Genomic DNA, 17,618 nt, shown 5'->3' with positions numbered 1-17,618 from the left:
TACCGATTGCCGAAATGGATAAGAACATGGTCCGATTACTGATTAGGCATATAACTAAACGGTTCTTTTCCTCGTTAATTCATTAAGTTAACGAGCAGGTTAGCGTAGAGAATAATACTCCATACGCTGATAAACATTGGTATGCTTCTCTAATTCGAAGAAGAGAACGGTATTCGCTTGGAAATGGGGACGTTAGCCACATCATGCGCAATTGCTGCTATATTTGTCGTGGGACTCATGAGAATGAAGCGGCAAACGACACTCATGGACGAGACAGTGAAACGAGTAAACTTCAGTTGACTCATTCCAGGTTATAGTTTGAAGTCGAAGAGGTGCCTTACGTGAATTGAAAATATAGATCAATGAGGACATTTGACAACTCTCCAGCTATAGGCTATTCTCATAAAACGCATCTCTCAGTGCGACAATCTGATAAGATATTAAAGAATAATAGAAATAATATGAAACGTTATATGCAATATTTCACCATTCAGAATACGAGAAGAAAGAGATGATTTAAGTTGAAAAGAAAAGCTATGCATCTTATTACAATACTTTGTATATTGGTAATGTTTTTACCTACCGTTGTATTTGCTGAAGATAAAAATGAAACAAGCATCATTGTAGCAACTGGAAAAGATGTACCTACAGGTGGTATTCTAGGAAGTCTTCCAGAGAAATACCCTGCTAATGCTGTTGAGTTTGTTACGCAAGATGGAGTTAAATTAACGGGTTATGTATTAGGTAATAGTAATAAAGGTATCACACTTGGTCATGAAAATGGATGGATGGTTGATAGCTGGCTTCCTTTTGCTGAACGACTTGTAAAGGAAGGGTATATGGTGACTCTTTGGGCATTTAGAAATGATGAACCTTCTGATTCGGTATCTGGAGAAGCAACTTATCGTAGAGATTTAGATGTACTGGCTGCTGCTCAGGTTTTAAGAGAGCGAGGTGCAACTAAAATCTTGGCTATGGGAGCATCCATTGGTGGTACTTCTACAGCTGTCGCTGCGCCAAATATACCGGAATTAGTAGGTTTAGGGATATTATCTTCACCACGACAATTTGGTGTTAATCCGGCAATAAGCGCGCTGGAGGCTGTTAAAAAGGTAGAAGTACCATCTTTTTTCGCGGTATCAGAAGAAGATCCTACCGGAAGTTATTATGATGAAGTAAAGGCTCTTTATGAGGCATCTGCTTCAAAACAAAAGCAGTTTAACATTTTGCATAGTAGTGAACATGGTACAGATATGTTATCTGAGGAGGGGAGTTATTCCAAGCGTTCCAAGGAGGATTCGACTGTTAAACTAAAACAAGAGCGTATAGCATTAGCCGACAAACTGCTGCTCTTTGTAAATAATTCCTTTGGTCAGACAACTCGTACAGATGGTGATCGTAATGAAACCTCTAAGAAAACAACAGACTATGTAGATAGTAGTAAATCATCTGACAATACATCAGACTATATTGATAAGAACAAAACAGAGAAGTCAGCATTCATGAATCCTGCAATCATTGGAGTCGGAATATTATTTTTACTTGCTATCGTAGCCAGCATCATTGTTAAAAAGAAGAGGTAGGTTATCAATCTTACCGAAGTCATAGTTAGTTTTTCTTATTAAGCTAACGGGCAGGATAATGGAATTCACAAAGATGCAAAGGCATATGCAGAGACGTCGCTCGATTATTGTCGCGGGACAAGAACACTGTTCCATTCTAAGTCGCTATTTTAGCGGCTTTTTTTTATATGGGTACAAGTTCTTGTCCCGAGCTGAGGACAAGAACTTGTGCCAATTACCAAAATTGACAATACAATTAAAAGGGACTTAGCGAAAATAGATGGAATCCTAAACATTGAAATCTGAAAGTTATCGAAAAAATAAATTTAAGGTTCTTGTTTGATGAAGAAACCTATCTCGAGGGAAAAACATGCTCAAATAATAATATCTTCATTTAATGGCAGGATTGTGAATTTTGTGAACATACTTCAAAGTATGCGAACGATAAAAAACAAGTTTTTCTTTTGAAATTTAAGACATGCTACAGTCATTTGTTTACAGAACTTAACGTCATTCAATTTGGATTAAACTAGAATTTCAGTGTTCGCTGAATTCGTTAAAGCAATTACGACCAAAGAAAAATGAGGTCGAACCAGTAAGTTCTGGTGACCTCAAATACGATTGATTAGGTTATTAATTCATGAGAGAAATAACCGGGCTAAAGAACAGGGAATCTTGCTATGCTTGACAGACATCCAATGCAAGTGACGATCTATACTTTTGTGCTAAGTGACAACAAGTGTTTTAGATTGTCATCAATAAATTGATTATCGGTACTGTTGATCCCACGACCGGCAAAATGACCCCAGAGCGATTGTATTGGGTTAAAAGTAGCATTAGGAATACGCTCCGCTTCATATTCATTATCGTCCGCTGTGCAGAAGAGATCCGTGCTCCCTGGCATGATGCAGGCAAGAGCTTTTATGCTTTTAAGCGCTTTATCGAAATCTCCGTTATAGGAGGGGTTGTCACTAATATCTGCATGCTGGCCTGTCCATAGCATGGACAGAACATTATGCGGATCCATATTCATAAAGCTATTTTCCCAGACACCAGCTACAAAATCCTCCAATGATTCAAAACCCATCTCATGATAAAGTTCCTCTCTATAAAACGCATGCGATAATCCCCATCCCGCATAGACCCGTCCAACGGCGCGCATGTCTGCAGAAGTTAATTGGTTTAGTTTACTTGAATCGAAGCCGACTGCAGATAGCAGTGAAGCTTTTACACCTTCCAGCACCACATATGTGTGAGGCCATGGTTTGGCGATGCCTCCGAAAGGTGCAATTCGTTCGACCATCTCTGGGTAACTTGCACCCCATTGAAATGCTTGAATGCCGCCCATGGACCACCCTACGACGAGAGCAATCTTTTGTATACCGAATTTTTCGGCCAGCAGTTGGTGCTGTAATCGAACGTTGTCATAGATGGTTACCTGTGGAAAGTTAGCCCGATCAAATGGATGAGGCGTGTTATTGGGAGAGGAAGAGAGTCCATTGCCCAGCAAATTTGGAACGATAATAAAATATTTCTCTGGATCCAGTGCCATCCCGCTGCCAATTAGCCATTCATTTTGAACATGCTGATCTCCAAAAGCCGTTGGATAGACAACAACATTATCTTTCTGTTCATTTAATTTTCCGTAAGTTTTATAAGCGAGATAAGCGTTTGGTAACGTCACTCCTGATTGTAAGATGACATCACCCAAATTAAAAATTTCATAATCCATCGTATAGTCGCTCCCTTCAAAATGAAAAACCACATGTTCAGTGTGATCTCTTGTACTTAGTATAGAGCCGTGGTACTCTCAATAAAAGTGAATAGAATTCAAGGTAGTATTCAATAAAATTGAAAGATGAAGGGAGAGCATCGAATGGAATTGCGCCAACTGAATACGTTTTGCACGGTTGCAGCAACATTAAATTTCACAAGGGCAGCAGAAGTGCTGAGCTACGTTCCTTCCAACGTCACGATGCAAATTAAAGCATTGGAAGATGAGCTGGGTGTTCGCCTCTTTGATCGGTTGGGCAAGCAACTCGCTCTTACAACTGCGGGCAAACGCTTTTTAACGCATGCCCAAGGCGTACTTGAAAAATTGGACGAAGCTCGTAGTGCTGTCCATGATAATGAAAAACTAAGTGGTACCTTAACGATAAGTGCGAATGAGGTTATTTGCTCCTACCGGCTTCCACCTGTCTTCCAACGGTTTCGTTCGCAACATCCGGGAGTTCGCCTGATCTTTCGCTCAGTTCCGAATCAAGAGCTCAAGCAAACGTTATTTGAGGGAACCACGGATATCGTTTATATGCTAGACGAACCTATTCGCTCAAACGGACTTGTCGTGGAATCGCTTGTAGAAGAAAAATTCCGGTTGTTAGCGGCTCCAGATCACCCACTCGCTAAGCGAACAATGCTGAAGTTGGAAGATTTTCATGGAGAAGTATTCCTGACCAATGAAAAGGGTTGTCCATATCGAACGATGTTTGACCGGTCATTTGAGAAAGAGGGCATTGATAGCATCACGTATCTAGAGTTTCAAAGTGCCGAGGCCATTAAACAATGTGCGATCTCGGGAATCGGTATCGGTTTTCTTCCTGAAATCGTTGTAGAAGCCGAAGTTGAACGCGGGCAACTTGTTGTTCTTCCATGGCAAATTCCGGATTTGCGGGTGTATACACAGATGTTGTGGCATAAAGACAAGTGGCTTTCACCAATCATGTTATCTTTCATAGAAACAGCAAGGGAAGTTTTTCGTTTACAGAATGAGAATAAACTGTAAGCCTATGTATAAATGAGGCATAAAGCAGGCACCGTTTCGCACACGTGGTTAAGGGCAGTAGCACCCATTCTTCTAGTATTTCATGATCTCAAATTGAATCATGTTTGTCCTACCAGTAGGACAACAATACTTTCTTGTTGTCGAGTTAAGGATGATCAAGTTGTCAGTTACCAAATGAAAATCCACCAAAGGCTTGATGTGGAGATTCTTTCCTGGGTTCTTGAAAAACTAGTCATGCAATTCAGTGATAATTTCTTCTGTTCTTGGTTAGAGGTAGCAGGGAAGAGAGCAAAAAAATTAGCGTACCATCTTGGAAAGAAATTGAGCAGATGAAGGATCAGTGTTATTTGCACAGAACATCATCTAACTCAATTGATAAAGCTTCAGAAACACGTAAGGTTGAACGTTTGGTATAGGAATAGGCTAAAAACCGATTGGACATAATTAAATGTGTTGGTGAACTAGGGACGGGGACAAGTATTACAATGGCGTGTGTAACACGGACACTAAAAATACAACAAAAGCTGCTACTGCAAAAGGCACATCAACATACATCGCTTATGATTATGATATCCCAAAAACGGGGGGGAACGTTAACCACTTCAGCCATAGCTCAATATGAGATTCGAATTTTCAATAATCCAATAAGTGGTATGCCTCTTATATTTGCTGCTAATACGGGTAAAGCAAGTGTAGACTATAACGTTTCTTACTACTAAAATTGAAGGATGATCTGTTGGTGAAAACTAAATTCAGCTAATGTAATATTAGGATTATCAGTGATTGTGCTCTTAATCTCAGCTATTTTTTTAACAGGTATTTTGTACTCAAAAACAATATAGAGATTGCAGCTGACTCAGCATATAAGCATATCGTCATGGAGAGCCGGAATTTCCAAAAGGAATTAGGGGCTTATATTGAGAGTGATAAAAAAATAGATACGTATAATCTAACTGTTTATGTGACCAAGATTCAAAATTACTTTGAATCATACGGTTTGATTAAAAATACGATCGGAGACATTGAAACACCATTATTTCAAGAGCAAAGAACTTACTATAAAGAATTACGGAACCTGATTTTTGTTGAATACAATACTTTGTCCATCGATGAACTCAAAAAAATTGAAGAGAGAACAGGGGAGTTAATTAATGCACTTCAAAATCTAAAAGAAGATTAGATTATTTGAATCTTTCAGAGAAACCCTTTTTCAGGGTTTTTCTTTTTTTCTTACTTTTTGAATCTGTAATTGATAAAGGCCATTAGATTATTAAACTATGAACGAGGTAATTTCAAACCACTGACTGTAAGTAAGATTATGATGGATGTCCATGAGTTCAATTAAATGTTTGGTACTCCTACTGATACGATATAATTTATAGATAACCACTGTATCTCCCTTACGCAGAACTTTAAGAAGCTCGTTCAATTGGGGACGGTTTTTTCTCTTTCCTGATACTTTTTCTTCAAAAATCTGATCCACTTCATAATGATTCAATGCATCAAGCTGTAATGACAATGACTGATGCTATACGAAGTTTATACATCAGGTTAGTTGAAGAAGAATAAATGTTTTATGATATAGTATATGTGATATTTTGAAGGTTGAGGGAAGTGAAATTGATAAAATTTTTAAAGGTTATTCAACAGGATATTTTGCTTGTATATTAATAATTTACTTTATCTTTGATTATTTTTCTTGGTTATACACAGTGGTTTCTTTAACTGGTATAGTTATTTTCGCCTTATTATAAAGATGCTTCACAGAAAAGATAACTGAATTTATATTGAACTAACGAGTGAGTTTCTATAATAAGTAGAAAAGCTTTTTTACTAGAGTACTTTAAAAGGAGAGTGTAATTTGTGCGCGAAACCTGTGTTCCAACCAGCGTGAAACAACAAGATACTGGCTTTGGATATACGTTGTCTTTAATAGGAGGCAAATATAAAATGATTATATTATATTGGCTGATTGAGAATAAAGTTATGAGGTTTAATGAACTACAACGTTCTATAGGTAATATTTCCTTTAAAACGTTAAGTACAATGTTAAAAGAGCTAGAAAAAGATGGTCTTATCATACGAGAAGAATTCCCTCAAATACCTCCGAAGGTGGAATATTCTTTAGCCGAGCGAGGTCGTTCTCTCATCCCAGTATTAACTGCTATGTGCGAGTGGGGAGAGAAAAACGGTATGCCAACGTAAAGCGTTGAATTATGAAAATCATAATAATCTAGATTATATCAAAAAGCAGCATCTTCTGAATTAGGAGTACTTCTTTTTGATACTTCATGAAGATGACCATTATAAATTATTAATAAAATTCAAATAATCCAAGGAACTTTTTTCCAATTCGCTCGTATTATCAGTACCATGAAACGCAAAGAATGAACGATAATCAGCTTGGCAATAATGGAAGGACATTTCAAACGGAACTAATATTTGTTCAAGTGTATACTTATATCTTCCTGCTTCACGATAATCTTCTTTTTTGATTCCAGCAGAAACGCAAAGTGCAACCTTACGATACTTTAGTTTATCGCCTTTTGACCCATAAGCCCAATTGTAAGTAAATACATCGTCAAGCCATTTTTTTAAAAGAGGCGGACAATTAAACCAATATATAGGAAACTGCAATACTAGATTATTATGCGTTTCAATTAATTTTTGCTCTTTTTCTACATCTATGTTTCCATCAGGATAAACCATATACAATTCATGAATTTTATACTTTTTTGGATACTTTTTCAATTCCTCTACCCATCGTTTGTTAATGACGGATGTTTCTATACTTGGGTGTGCGACTATAACAAGAGTTTTCAATGATTTGACCTCCATATGCTTTATTCATTCATTTTTTGAGTATAAAGATAACAAAGGACGTATACAACGCACCTTTAATACAGGTACTGTCATAAAGGTTAGTATTACAAATATGTAGTTCAATTATTTGAATTACAAAGTAAAATGAGCAATTTCTATAATTTATTCGATAAAGCTTGGGGAGGGAAGGACCCCTGCTTTGTTCATACTTTTGGAGGAGGTACGAGTGAGTGAATGCCAACCGGCTAACTACAAAAAAAGTTCACATTTTATTTGGTTGGAGGATGGTTAATTCCAAATTCACGATTAGAATTATCTTCAATAATTGATGATGTTTCTCAAGTATTAAAAGATGCTCTCTGGAGCTTTAAGTACGATAGAAGATAATACTGATTCTGAGAAAAGTGCGCATGTGGACTTTTTGCCGAACAATTGTCGAAGGACAAAAACATGATACCATTGGAAGTCGCTATTTTAGCGGCTTTTTTATTTTATCGGTACAAGTTTGTGTCCCGAGTCAAGGACAAGAACTTGTACCGATTGCCGAAATGGACAAGAACATGTTCCGATTACCGATTAGATGGATATCTAAATACTAAGCGCATGTAGTTAAAACCACAATAAACAACATGATACATGACAATTTTCACATCGTTATGGAACAATTACTTTGAGGAGAGGTAAACAGAGATGGCTAGGTATCAATAAAGCTACACGTTGGTATAGGAATAAGCGTGGTGAAGGACAAGAACTTGTACAAATTAATAGGCATGAGCCCGGACAATACTAAGCTCTTGCCAATTAGGTTGCATAAATATATTTCTCTAACTTTAAGGGGGCACTTCACCAAGCGTGATTGGCTGCTTTTATTCAACTATACCAGCTAATAGCTTGTCAACATTCCCAGCAAAACAACTCGAGAGCTTGTGTTATATTTTTTAAAAATGCCAAATAACCTTCCAATCCGTGTCTAATTGGAAGGTTATACCCTAACTTTGTTATGCCGAGCGAAACGATTTCTTGATTTTTTAAAATAGCATATAACCAATGAACTAGCTTATTCGCACATGCTACCAATGCCACTTTATGAGGTTTGCCTTCATCTCTTTTGCGCTCTGAGAATACAAGGGCTGAAAAAGGGATTGGCTAGAACAATTGTACCCGCACGATAAACAAGCTGTTGTGAACAGCAAATCCTCCGGCACATAGCTTATATGTTTGCAAAATGCTTACAAGAAAATGGCTATCACAATTTTTCTTTTATTGTAGAGGTATTTTGATATTCCTTATATTCCCTCCCCCAAACCATGACCGAATCTAATATTGGCTCGAGTTTTTTCCCGATGTCGCTCAATGAATACTCGACTTTTGGTGGTATTTGAGAGTACACGTTCCGAACAACAACTCCATACTCCTCCAACATGCGAAGCTGTTTGGTTAAGGTTGCATGTGTAATGTCTGGAAAAAAGCGTTGAATTTCATTAAATCGCATCGTTCTCTCCTGTAAAAGAAGAATGATCAGCATGGACCATTTCCCGGACAATATCTTTTGAGCGCTTGTAAAGCCACATTCTTCTAATAATTCATTGGTATAATTCATAGCATTCCTCCGGTATCCAAGTGCATACTAACGCTACTCTAATAGCGTAGAAACTCTCTGAAGATACTTCTATAATACTATTGTACGATAGACTTCTATCATAGATCATTATTTGAACAATGTAAAAGAGATGGAGGGAGCATATGAATCATTTAGTTACCAAACCATATTTATAACAGCAGGCACCACAATGGAAAATTACTTGGAAGTAAATAAAAAAAAGAGGAGATCACACTGATGAACACAATGATAACCGTTAGTAAAGAACAAGTTATTTTGGCTTTTCAATACAGACATGCTGCCCAAACTTTTGATACAACCAAGAAAATATCCGAGGATGATTTTAACTATATTCTAGAAACGGGAAGGTTATCTCCCAGCTCGATTGGTTTGGAACCGTGGAAGTTTGTCGTTGTGCAAAATCCGGAATTACGAAGTAAGCTGAAAAAAGTTTCACCAGGTGCCCAGGGCCAATTGGACACTGCGAGTCATTTTCTGATCATTCTCGCCCAGACAGATGTAAGATATGATTCGGAATATGTGCTTGATCAAATGAAAAATGTGCAAAACATGCCCGAAGAGATTGTTACATATTTCTCTGGCGTATTAAAAGATGTTCAGGAAGTCCGTGGTTTGCTGGGAGATGAACGGTTATTGTATGAATGGTCTGCGAAGCAAACCTATATTGCTATGGGGAATATGATGACCGCCGCTGCTTTAACCGGAATCGATTCTTGTCCGATTGAAGGATTTGACTATGCAGCAGTCGATCAGATTTTGGAAGAAGAAGGTTTGTTACAGGGAGGTAACTTGAAGGCATCCGTGATGGTTGCTTTTGGATACCGCAACGAAGAACCCAAACGAGCTAAAACAAGAAGCAATATGGATCAAATTGTAAGCTGGTCATAAAATGATTGGAAAATCGCCTTGACGACACGTAAAATGTGGCCGACCAAAAAGACTGCGACCCAAAGCGCAGTCTTTTTGCTTTAGAAATTTTCTGAGTAGACTATAGTGATAAATATTCGAGAAGAACAATTCGAACAGGCGTGATGATGACGATTTAGGGTAAGATTATTACGTTCTTTATTTTTGTCGAGGGACAAGAACATAATCCCATTGAAGTCGCTAATATAGCGGTTTTTTTTGTTTTAACGGTACAAGTTCGTGTCACGAGCTAAGGACAAGAACTTGTACCGATTGCCGGAATGGACAAAAACATAGTCCGATTGCCGATTAGATGGATATCTAAATAAAAAATGATGTAGTTAAAACCGCAATAGGCAGTATAAATACAGGACAGACAGAAAGCAGAGAGGGACGTTGTACACACTCGGATTTAACATTTGTCAGAACTCGGTTGCTATCGCATCAATGGATTCCTTTCACCGATTCAACTGTAAGGTTTTTGTAAGGATTTGTTAATAAATAAGCAGGATTTATACTTTACGATTAAATCATACCCACAACGATTCATAACTACGAGGAGGACAAAGATGAGTTTAATAGAGGAAAAGCGATATTTAAGGAAGTTACTATTTGGATTCATGGCATTATTAATTCTGTTAACAGGATGCACAGATCCCAATTATGCAAACAATGAGCCTGAGTCTAAGCAGACGCTGGTGATTCAGCATGCGACGATCGTGGATGTAAGATCCGGTAAGTTGGTCAGTGATCAGACGATTACCATTACCGAAAATAAGATTAATCACATTGGAAACAGCGAGGACGTGGACATCCCCGATTTCGCACAGGTAAGGGATGCTAAGGGACAGTATGTCATTCCTGGCCTGTGGGATATGCACGTCCATCTGGAAGAAAATTATAAAAATGCTTTACCACTCTTACTGGCTAACGGAGTGACTGGAGTAAGGGAGATGGGGGCATCACTCACAAACGTCGATCAGTGGAATAAAAGTATTCAAGCCGGTATGACGGCTCCGCATCTTGTCTATGCGGGTATGATCTTAAATGGGGGTCCGGCTGATGAAGCCCCTCATATGGTTTACTTAAAAACAGCGGAAGAAGCTCGCGAAGCCGTACGTCTTAATGCGGAGAAAGGCGCAAGTCTTATCAAGGTGTACTCCTGGCTGCCGCGTTCTCTGTTTCTGGCGGTCATGGACGAAGCCAAAAAATTCGGTTTGCCGGTAGGCGGTCATTTACCAGTAGAGGTGCGGGCTAGCGAAGCTGTTCAACTGGGATTCAAGAGCATTGAACACTTGCACGGTTTGTTTATTGCTACTTCGAGCATTGAGGATGATATTTTTGAAAATGCCGACATGAGTGATTTGCTCGGTTACTCGTTGGCAGAAATAGAGGCTTCCCAACACTATGATTCTGAAAAGGCAGACAAGCTCTTCCGCACTTTCAAAGAAAAAGAAGTCTGGCCTGTACCGACCATGGTTACCTATTTGAATATGGCAAAAACTGAAATCGATCCGCGTTCCAAATACGTACCGACTGCTGTACAGGAATACTGGGCTGAAGTGATTAGCGCGACTCCTCCCGAACAAACGGAATTAATGGCGGCTATTAATTCTACAACGCCAGGTATGGTCCAAAAGTTGAACGATGCCGGAGTACCGATGCTTGCAGGCACCGATTCCAGCTACGAAATGACGAACTTTATATACGGTGTTTCTTTGCACGACGAACTCGAAATGTTAGTAAAAAGGGGAGGACTTACCCCGCTGCAGGCCTTGCAGACAGCAACGCTGAACCCTTCACGATATTTGGATAGAGAGCAGGAGCTAGGAACTGTAGAAGAAGGAAAGCTCGCCGATCTCGTGCTGCTTGATAAGAACCCGCTGGAGGACATTCGGAACACGACAAGCATATCCGCGGTTGTCTTGGACGGAAAGTTAATGGAGAAGCAAACTTTAGACCAATCGGTTAAAACATATCCCGTGATACAGGTTGCCGATATAAAAGATAAGCTGGAATGATCCGGCCATTTGCCAATAAAGCAATTCTTCATAATCATTAATATTATCAAGCCCTTCCCTTCCTGAATAAGAAATGGAAGGGTATTGTCTATTTTTGGGGATTATTAGGGTTCCGATGAGAAGGCAAGTTTGCAAGGGGATAGTGCTCGAGTAGCTGTATTGAGGTAACAAAGATCGTCGTGAGGACGGTTTTTTCGAGAGGACAAACAACATTCATTGAAAGTCTGGCCATTTATCTAACCTTAAAATCTGAGTTCTAATTTTAAGGGCCTCGAATTTATGGTTTTTAGCCAAGTGAGTACAACGCCGAAGAAATACTGTCCGCCGGTTACTACTGATACGGTGAAACTTGCTGCATATGCCAATTTAACAAAAGTGGATAAAACCCCATAACTGCAGCCTCCTAAAAAAACGATTAATGCATAGTGCCATAATTTCATCAAGTTATTCTCCTCCTTTTTTTGAACGCAAAAAAAACCACACAAATGACCGTACGGCCTTTGCGTGGCGAAAATAGAGATTACTCTCCAGTAGTCCACATCATCCCAAATAGGTTTTAGTTAAAATATTCCGTTACATTAAATTATAAAAGTACCTTGAGCAATGTCAATTACTATAACTGTAAGAAGAGAAGAAACTTATTACATGTTGAGGGACACTAACATAGTCCATTGAAAGTCGCTAATTTAACTGGTTTTTTATTTTTTCGGTACAAGTTCTTGTCCTCATTCGAGGACAAGAACTTGATTCCTTTACTGTAAAAGACAGAACATACATATGGGACAGGCAGCTTTGTGATAACATAAGAAAAACACAAACGCCTTTTTCCCGTGGTTTGGAAAGAAATTTAAGAGATGATGTAATACATATTATCGTTATTCTTTTAAAAATACTTAATCATTATTTATTCAAAACATGATCTAACCAAGTGAATATGCGGTGGTTAGCCAATTTTAATGCTCCAAAGTGGCAATGTTCTTCAGCAGAATCTTCAGCAGTAAACTTCAAATACGTTTTGGGACCCCTTAAAGATTTGTACAATTGTTCGGGTTGTCCTGCAAAGGCGTGATCATGTTCAGCTTCGCAAACGAGTACCGGACACTTGATTTGCTCAGCAACTCCCTCTAAGGTAAAGGGTTCTGTTTTGTGCACGAGTTCTTCCAGACTCGTTGCTAAGAACGTGAACTTTCCATTTTCTATCCCCCATCGAATGCCTGTATCTTTGGCCATAATCGACGCGATAAAGTTCTCCGTTTCTGATGAACTTAAATCCGAATTACCACTCACATTTACACCTATCGCTCCAGCCATTGCCCCCACTTGAAAGGAGAATAAACCGTCATTTGCTATGCATGCAGCTAGCCTGCTTTCATAAGCTGCTGCGCGCGGAGCCAAATACCCACCTAAACTAATACCCATTAACGCAATTTTGTCGGATAAGATTTCTGGACGCTTGGTTAGGTAATCGACCACTGGAGTTACAACAGCCTCCCAGTCATGTCTAAATGGAATTCGCTGCTCGCGAATAACTGACCCTTGTCCTGGACCCTCGAACACCAAGCAATGATATCCTCTTTCTAAAGCAGAAATAACGACTTGGAAATAAAGCTCTTCCGCAGTGGAATCATATCCACCGTGAACAATCAGGACAGGGCCAGGATGATTCCCGGCTAAGTACAAGTAACCCGGTAATTCCGTATCTTCATATGGAATAGACACAATCTCCCAATGTTGATCAAGTAAAGAAAGTGCCTGCCTGAATGTGCTCTGGCTCAATCTCCATGTTTCAAGAATACGTTTGTCCCCCGGATTACCATGGAGAAAAAATTCAGCAGTACGGTAATAATTAGATGCACGCAAATAGAATTCTCTCGCGCTGGTCTTACAGCCTTGCTTATTGCTCTCTTCAGCTTCCTGATGAACCCGGATTGCTGTTTTAAGCCATTCCTCATACCAGCTTTCAAAATTGCCTTCTTCGATTCGATAAGCAGTAGATAGGCATTCGCCTACGTCCGCTCCTCCAAAAGCTGTGTAACCCATTGTACGAAGTAATTCGAACGAAAAAGTCTGATCATCGAAAATAAGTTTTATGATTAGTACACTCCTTACATATGTTAAGTATAACCTATTAGAGATAATAACTCTTCTCATTGATTGTGTCAATATTGTTTTATGTTATAATTAACCTATAAATTTGAATGGGTAGAATCGAACTCAGAGATAGAGAGGTAAACTCATGAATAATATCCAGTACACCATATTAGGATTGTTGGCACGAGAACCGTTAAGCGGTTATGAAATGAAGCAACAGATCAACAACAGAATTACCCATTTCTACAAAATTAACAATAATCAGCTTTATCCTTCTCTTTCTAAACTGGAGGAAGCCGGATTTATTGAACTGCAAGCTATCGAACAAGAGTCCTATCGTCCACCCCGAAAAATCTACAGAATTATGCCTAGTGGCATTGACGCCTTAAAGTCATGGGTGTTAGAGCTTCCTGAGGTTGGTGATACAGACTCCTTTCTGTTGAAACAGTACAGTTCTTGGTTAGTAAGTCCGGATGCATTAATTGAGCTGATACTGAAGAAAAAAGAACAACATGAACGCATGCTGAAGGATTATAAGGAGAGAATTTCGTCTTTTCAAGAACAGAACCCTGACGTTAATCATCCGATATTCTCTACAATTTCTGTCATAGAAATGGGGATTAATTTCGAGAAGGCAGGTATACTCTGGTGTAATAGGATATATGAGGTGTTAAAGCAGCATTTACGTGCCAAAAGCGTAGACACTTAGAAAACAGCTAAGCACTCATTGTTCCATGTCGAACAACAAGAACATTGAGAGTCGCTCAATCCATGGTTTCTTTTACACCTCAGAAGATTGCAATGTTTGTTATGAGCAACCCAGAGTTGATAAACATGTGGAAAAATTGAGTTTTTAAAACCCGTTGGACTAAATCAACGGTTTTTTTATTGTGTGTGTGCCGAGGGACAAGAACATTATGTCATCTCCAATTAGAATGTTATCTAAACAAATCTTTACTTGTCTTAGGCAAACGATTTCACCATTTACTGGCGTGTCATACTCCCGCTCACCAAGCCTGCTCTTGCAACGGTAGCCTTGTTCCTTGCTGTCGGGCAATGGAATTCTTGGTTTGATACGTACCTTTATAATGGTTCGAATGACTCCCTAACGACCTTGCAGTATGAGCTTGTGAAAGTGCTTCAGAGTACAACCACAAACTCGAACAATATACGTGGGGAAAACATGTCGCAACTGATGTCACAAGTATCTCCTGACGCTGTTAAAATGGCGATTACCATCATCGCAACAGTGCCTATTCTCATTGTTTACCCTTTCTTGCAGAAGTACTTTGTTAAAGGGGAAAAAACTGCAGTAACACTGCTTTCAGCTGGTCTCTTACTCAGTCAGCTCGCAGCCTGCAGTGGAAGTGGTGGCGGGGAATCAGCAAGTAAAGATGGCTCAAATCCTATCACCCTGTAGTAGTTTTGAAAAATATAAATACAAGGAAGGCTAGTAGCTGGGGAATGTAGCAAGGGGTATGCAGGAACAAAGATGTAATGTCCAGCATTTAATTCATTCTAGATGCGCACGTCTCTATGTAACTCTAGCGATTCTCACTCCCGTGTCTTTGACATTCTTCGTGTTCTCCAATTTAAGGTGGGATGTGTTTCTTCCATACAAACTGTGGCAAGTCTACGAAAGCGGAGTTTGCTTATTTACGGTAAATGAGTACCAACTTCATATCCGACGCATATGTAACAGGATGGACTCCAGCGGAAACAGATGATTTGCAAGATACTTGGATAGAAATCAGTTTGCTATTTTTGACAGCAGATATTGAAAATCGAATGGGACAACTGAAAGAAGAACACAAATCCTTCCTATGGATAACGATGGAGGAATTCTCAAAGGGGTTTAAAAATATCGGAGTATTTTCCACAAATGAAGCTACGGACGGAAGAGCATTGGAATCATTAATAAATGGGGGAAAGAAGGCATATGGGAATTTGATGCGGGAATATTACCTAAAGATTCGCCTCTTAACAGTACTGAATTTCCTTCTGCATTAATGAAAACATATTTTTCCTTGCCAGGAAGTCTATCTGGGGGAGTGAACCTTGGTTAAAAAATGATTACGCTAACGGCATACGTTAGCTCAATAAAACTAAGAAGGCATCAAAGTGACCAGCTGCTGTTTTCAACTTGCGGACTGACAATAGGGATCGTTGCAGAAATGCTGACGATCCTTTTTTGTATACCTTAAGGGACGATGTTCAATCCCCTCAGGAACATTAATTGCTTTTGATAATTGTCCCAGCCCAAGAACCGGGATCAAATATCACGATCGCGACGCATCGAAGTTGCGGCCGCGTAGAAGAATGATTTGAGCACGAAAAAGACGTGGAAAGATATGTATATTTACCTTTACAAAATAGAGAAGCAAACCGATAAGCCCATGATGACTATAATGAATATAGAGGGTTGTTCTCCCAGAGAGCCTAATCAAAAGGATAGAGTACCATGAAAAAACAATTCACCAAAATCGCAGGAGTCGCACTGGAAGCAGCACTTATGGTAGGCACGTTGGGCATCACGACACCTAACGCGCAAGCCGCTACAACTCAATTTTCCGACGTGAAATCGACCCACTGGGGCTCCAGTGCCATTACCAAAATCGTATCAAAAGGCTATGTCGATGGATACACGAACGGTAAATGGTACACCGAGTACGTTGACGCCGCAAGCAAAGCAGGCCGAATCAAATTTCTTTCCTTCATTCGAACTAAAGTCGAGGGACGGGAGTCGAGCAATTGGAGAATATCGTAAACAAGAACATTTTTCCTTTTCCGTTTAGATGATGATGATTTAAATATAATCGCAAATATAGTTCCTTTTCATAACAGCCTCTAAAACCCCGACATAAATAGGTTGGAATAGACAACAAACTTGGGAATGTGAATGTCGTTATTTTTGTTTTATCGGAACAAGTTCTTGTCCCGAACCAAGGACAAGAACTTGTTCCCATTACCGATGCGCCAGCAGCATCCGTTTTCATTTTACGAAGATTTGATTTTAGAATTCGATTTGAAATAAGCGGATTGATAACGATAAATACATAGTGATACTCCTCTAGTAATTGAACGACAGGGCTTTGATAGTCCCAGTTGCTTACAGAATCATTTTAGGCCGAAGACCTGATTCATATTTCGATGTCCTGAATAACTTGGAGCAATATCTGAAGACCATCCCGTGTATGTTCGAAATGAAAAATCTCTCGATATGGTTTTCCTCGGATCTAGGAAGCTTGTCCGTGGATTTCCTCTTTAGATATGTCTAGCCCTAAACAGTATAAACTCCCTTGTCGTTCCACAGCATCGCATGTGATACGGGATCGATGTCCCAACCAGCCTCAATCATGGTCATGACAAGTAGGGGTGAACATTATAGCGCTCGGGATCTGGTCCCACGGTCAGGTACGCTCGACCCGGTTATCCTAATCTTCGAAGTTAATACAAAAAGATCAACCTGAAAGAATTGGTTGATCTCTAAAACGAACGGGCAGGATAGCTTAATGAATTAGCTGGGAGCCGGATCACAATTTACTGTTGAAAAAAAGCATAGTACACATGGAAACTGGAAATAACAACCCTCTTCATTCCCTTATCTTGTCGAGATTGGTCAATGTTTTATATGGATTTTAAGAGGCGGCCCGATAATTAATACGTATAGACTGGTATTGTGTGGTTCGTTAAAGGCGTATGCAATCGTCTTGACGACATTGTGAGGAGATGCTAATTCTCATTAAAATAGTTGTTGCAGACCTTTAAACCACACAGATTTGATTGACAGGGTATCTGAAATATTATTGGTC

14 protein-coding genes and 2 pseudogenes are annotated in these 17,618 nt (G+C 39.3%); 10 read left to right on the top strand and 6 right to left on the bottom strand.

Translation table 11 applies throughout. The features are described 5' to 3' along the window. Window positions 1-521: 521 nt before the first annotated feature. Window positions 522-1,583, top strand: coding sequence for an alpha/beta hydrolase (locus AMS66_RS23205; protein WP_053783055.1), 1,062 nt, complete (start codon window positions 522-524; stop codon window positions 1,581-1,583). Between the two features lie 691 nt (window positions 1,584-2,274). Here AMS66_RS23205 and AMS66_RS23200 read toward each other — a convergent pair. Beyond that, complete coding sequence (locus AMS66_RS23200; RefSeq protein WP_053783054.1) at window positions 2,275-3,294, bottom strand: alpha/beta fold hydrolase; 1,020 nt, start codon at window positions 3,292-3,294, stop codon at window positions 2,275-2,277. Between the two features lie 144 nt (window positions 3,295-3,438). On the opposite strand from AMS66_RS23200, the gene AMS66_RS23195 reads away from it, so the two are divergent. Further along, window positions 3,439-4,344, top strand: coding sequence for a LysR family transcriptional regulator (locus AMS66_RS23195; RefSeq protein ID WP_053783053.1), 906 nt, complete (start codon window positions 3,439-3,441; stop codon window positions 4,342-4,344). 877 nt (window positions 4,345-5,221) lie between these two features. Continuing rightward, window positions 5,222-5,524, top strand: coding sequence for a hypothetical protein (locus AMS66_RS23185; protein WP_053783051.1), 303 nt, complete (start codon window positions 5,222-5,224; stop codon window positions 5,522-5,524). 90 nt (window positions 5,525-5,614) lie between these two features. Here the strand turns inward: AMS66_RS23185 and AMS66_RS31970 are convergent, their stop codons facing one another. Continuing rightward, window positions 5,615-5,863 carry a recombinase family protein gene (locus AMS66_RS31970; protein WP_456238483.1) on the bottom strand — a complete coding sequence of 83 codons (249 nt, stop codon included), beginning with the start codon at window positions 5,861-5,863 and terminating at the stop codon, window positions 5,615-5,617. Between the two features lie 344 nt (window positions 5,864-6,207). Here AMS66_RS31970 and AMS66_RS23180 point away from each other — a divergent pair, with 344 nt between their 5' ends. Continuing rightward, entirely contained in the window at window positions 6,208-6,549 is a 342-nt protein-coding gene (locus tag AMS66_RS23180; protein ID WP_053783050.1) for a winged helix-turn-helix transcriptional regulator, read from the top strand. Window positions 6,550-6,648: 99 nt separating this feature from the next. Here the strand turns inward: AMS66_RS23180 and AMS66_RS23175 are convergent, their stop codons facing one another. Further along, complete coding sequence (locus tag AMS66_RS23175) at window positions 6,649-7,167, bottom strand: NAD(P)H-dependent oxidoreductase (RefSeq protein ID WP_053783049.1); 519 nt, start codon at window positions 7,165-7,167, stop codon at window positions 6,649-6,651. Window positions 7,168-8,413: 1,246 nt separating this feature from the next. Continuing rightward, window positions 8,414-8,767 (bottom strand): winged helix-turn-helix transcriptional regulator, encoded by a 354-nt coding sequence (locus AMS66_RS23170; protein WP_053783048.1) that lies wholly within the window; start codon window positions 8,765-8,767, stop codon window positions 8,414-8,416. Between the two features lie 237 nt (window positions 8,768-9,004). On the opposite strand from AMS66_RS23170, the gene AMS66_RS23165 reads away from it, so the two are divergent. Continuing rightward, a complete protein-coding gene (locus tag AMS66_RS23165; protein ID WP_053783047.1) occupies window positions 9,005-9,676 on the top strand; it encodes an NAD(P)H-dependent oxidoreductase in 672 nt (223 codons plus the stop codon). 587 nt (window positions 9,677-10,263) lie between these two features. Further along, entirely contained in the window at window positions 10,264-11,715 is a 1,452-nt protein-coding gene (locus tag AMS66_RS23160) for an amidohydrolase family protein (RefSeq protein ID WP_053783046.1), read from the top strand. A 257-nt stretch (window positions 11,716-11,972) separates the two neighbouring features. Here the strand turns inward: AMS66_RS23160 and AMS66_RS34105 are convergent. Continuing rightward, a pseudogene (locus AMS66_RS34105) lies at window positions 11,973-12,155 on the bottom strand (EamA family transporter); the annotation flags it as partial. Between the two features lie 460 nt (window positions 12,156-12,615). Beyond that, window positions 12,616-13,755 (bottom strand): alpha/beta hydrolase family protein, encoded by a 1,140-nt coding sequence (locus tag AMS66_RS23150; protein ID WP_236703592.1) that lies wholly within the window; start codon window positions 13,753-13,755, stop codon window positions 12,616-12,618. A 196-nt stretch (window positions 13,756-13,951) separates the two neighbouring features. Between AMS66_RS23150 and AMS66_RS23145 the strand changes: the two genes are divergently transcribed. The 4 genes and pseudogenes from AMS66_RS23145 (at window position 13,952) to AMS66_RS23130 (ending at window position 16,573) form a co-directional block, all read left to right on the top strand. After that, a complete protein-coding gene (locus AMS66_RS23145; protein WP_053783044.1) occupies window positions 13,952-14,515 on the top strand; it encodes a PadR family transcriptional regulator in 564 nt (187 codons plus the stop codon). 258 nt (window positions 14,516-14,773) lie between these two features. After that, window positions 14,774-15,106: pseudogene (locus AMS66_RS23140) on the top strand (carbohydrate ABC transporter permease); the annotation flags it as partial. Window positions 15,107-15,471: 365 nt separating this feature from the next. After that, window positions 15,472-15,816, top strand: a complete 345-nt coding sequence (locus tag AMS66_RS23135) for a hypothetical protein (protein WP_053783043.1) — start codon at window positions 15,472-15,474, stop codon at window positions 15,814-15,816. A 451-nt stretch (window positions 15,817-16,267) separates the two neighbouring features. Continuing rightward, window positions 16,268-16,573, top strand: a complete 306-nt coding sequence (locus AMS66_RS23130) for an S-layer homology domain-containing protein (RefSeq protein WP_053783042.1) — start codon at window positions 16,268-16,270, stop codon at window positions 16,571-16,573. The last annotated feature ends 1,045 nt before the right edge of the window (window positions 16,574-17,618 follow it).

Source organism: Paenibacillus xylanivorans (genome assembly GCF_001280595.1).
Lineage (GTDB): Bacteria > Bacillota > Bacilli > Paenibacillales > Paenibacillaceae > Paenibacillus > Paenibacillus xylanivorans.
The sequence above is the reverse complement of the archived record's forward strand: the minus strand, read 5'-3'. Positions and strand labels throughout refer to the sequence as shown.

Coding starts and splice junctions, on each gene's coding strand:
- AMS66_RS23135 (WP_053783043.1), top strand. CDS start 15,472: ATGAGTACCAACTTCATATCCGACGCATATGTAACAGGATGGACTCCA.
- AMS66_RS23165 (WP_053783047.1), top strand. CDS start 9,005: ATGAACACAATGATAACCGTTAGTAAAGAACAAGTTATTTTGGCTTTT.
- AMS66_RS23200 (WP_053783054.1), bottom strand. CDS start 3,294: ATGGATTATGAAATTTTTAATTTGGGTGATGTCATCTTACAATCAGGA.
- AMS66_RS23185 (WP_053783051.1), top strand. CDS start 5,222: ATGGAGAGCCGGAATTTCCAAAAGGAATTAGGGGCTTATATTGAGAGT.
- AMS66_RS23195 (WP_053783053.1), top strand. CDS start 3,439: ATGGAATTGCGCCAACTGAATACGTTTTGCACGGTTGCAGCAACATTA.
- AMS66_RS23130 (WP_053783042.1), top strand. CDS start 16,268: ATGAAAAAACAATTCACCAAAATCGCAGGAGTCGCACTGGAAGCAGCA.
- AMS66_RS23145 (WP_053783044.1), top strand. CDS start 13,952: ATGAATAATATCCAGTACACCATATTAGGATTGTTGGCACGAGAACCG.
- AMS66_RS23170 (WP_053783048.1), bottom strand. CDS start 8,767: ATGAATTATACCAATGAATTATTAGAAGAATGTGGCTTTACAAGCGCT.
- AMS66_RS23150 (WP_236703592.1), bottom strand. CDS start 13,755: ATGGGTTACACAGCTTTTGGAGGAGCGGACGTAGGCGAATGCCTATCT.
- AMS66_RS23160 (WP_053783046.1), top strand. CDS start 10,264: ATGAGTTTAATAGAGGAAAAGCGATATTTAAGGAAGTTACTATTTGGA.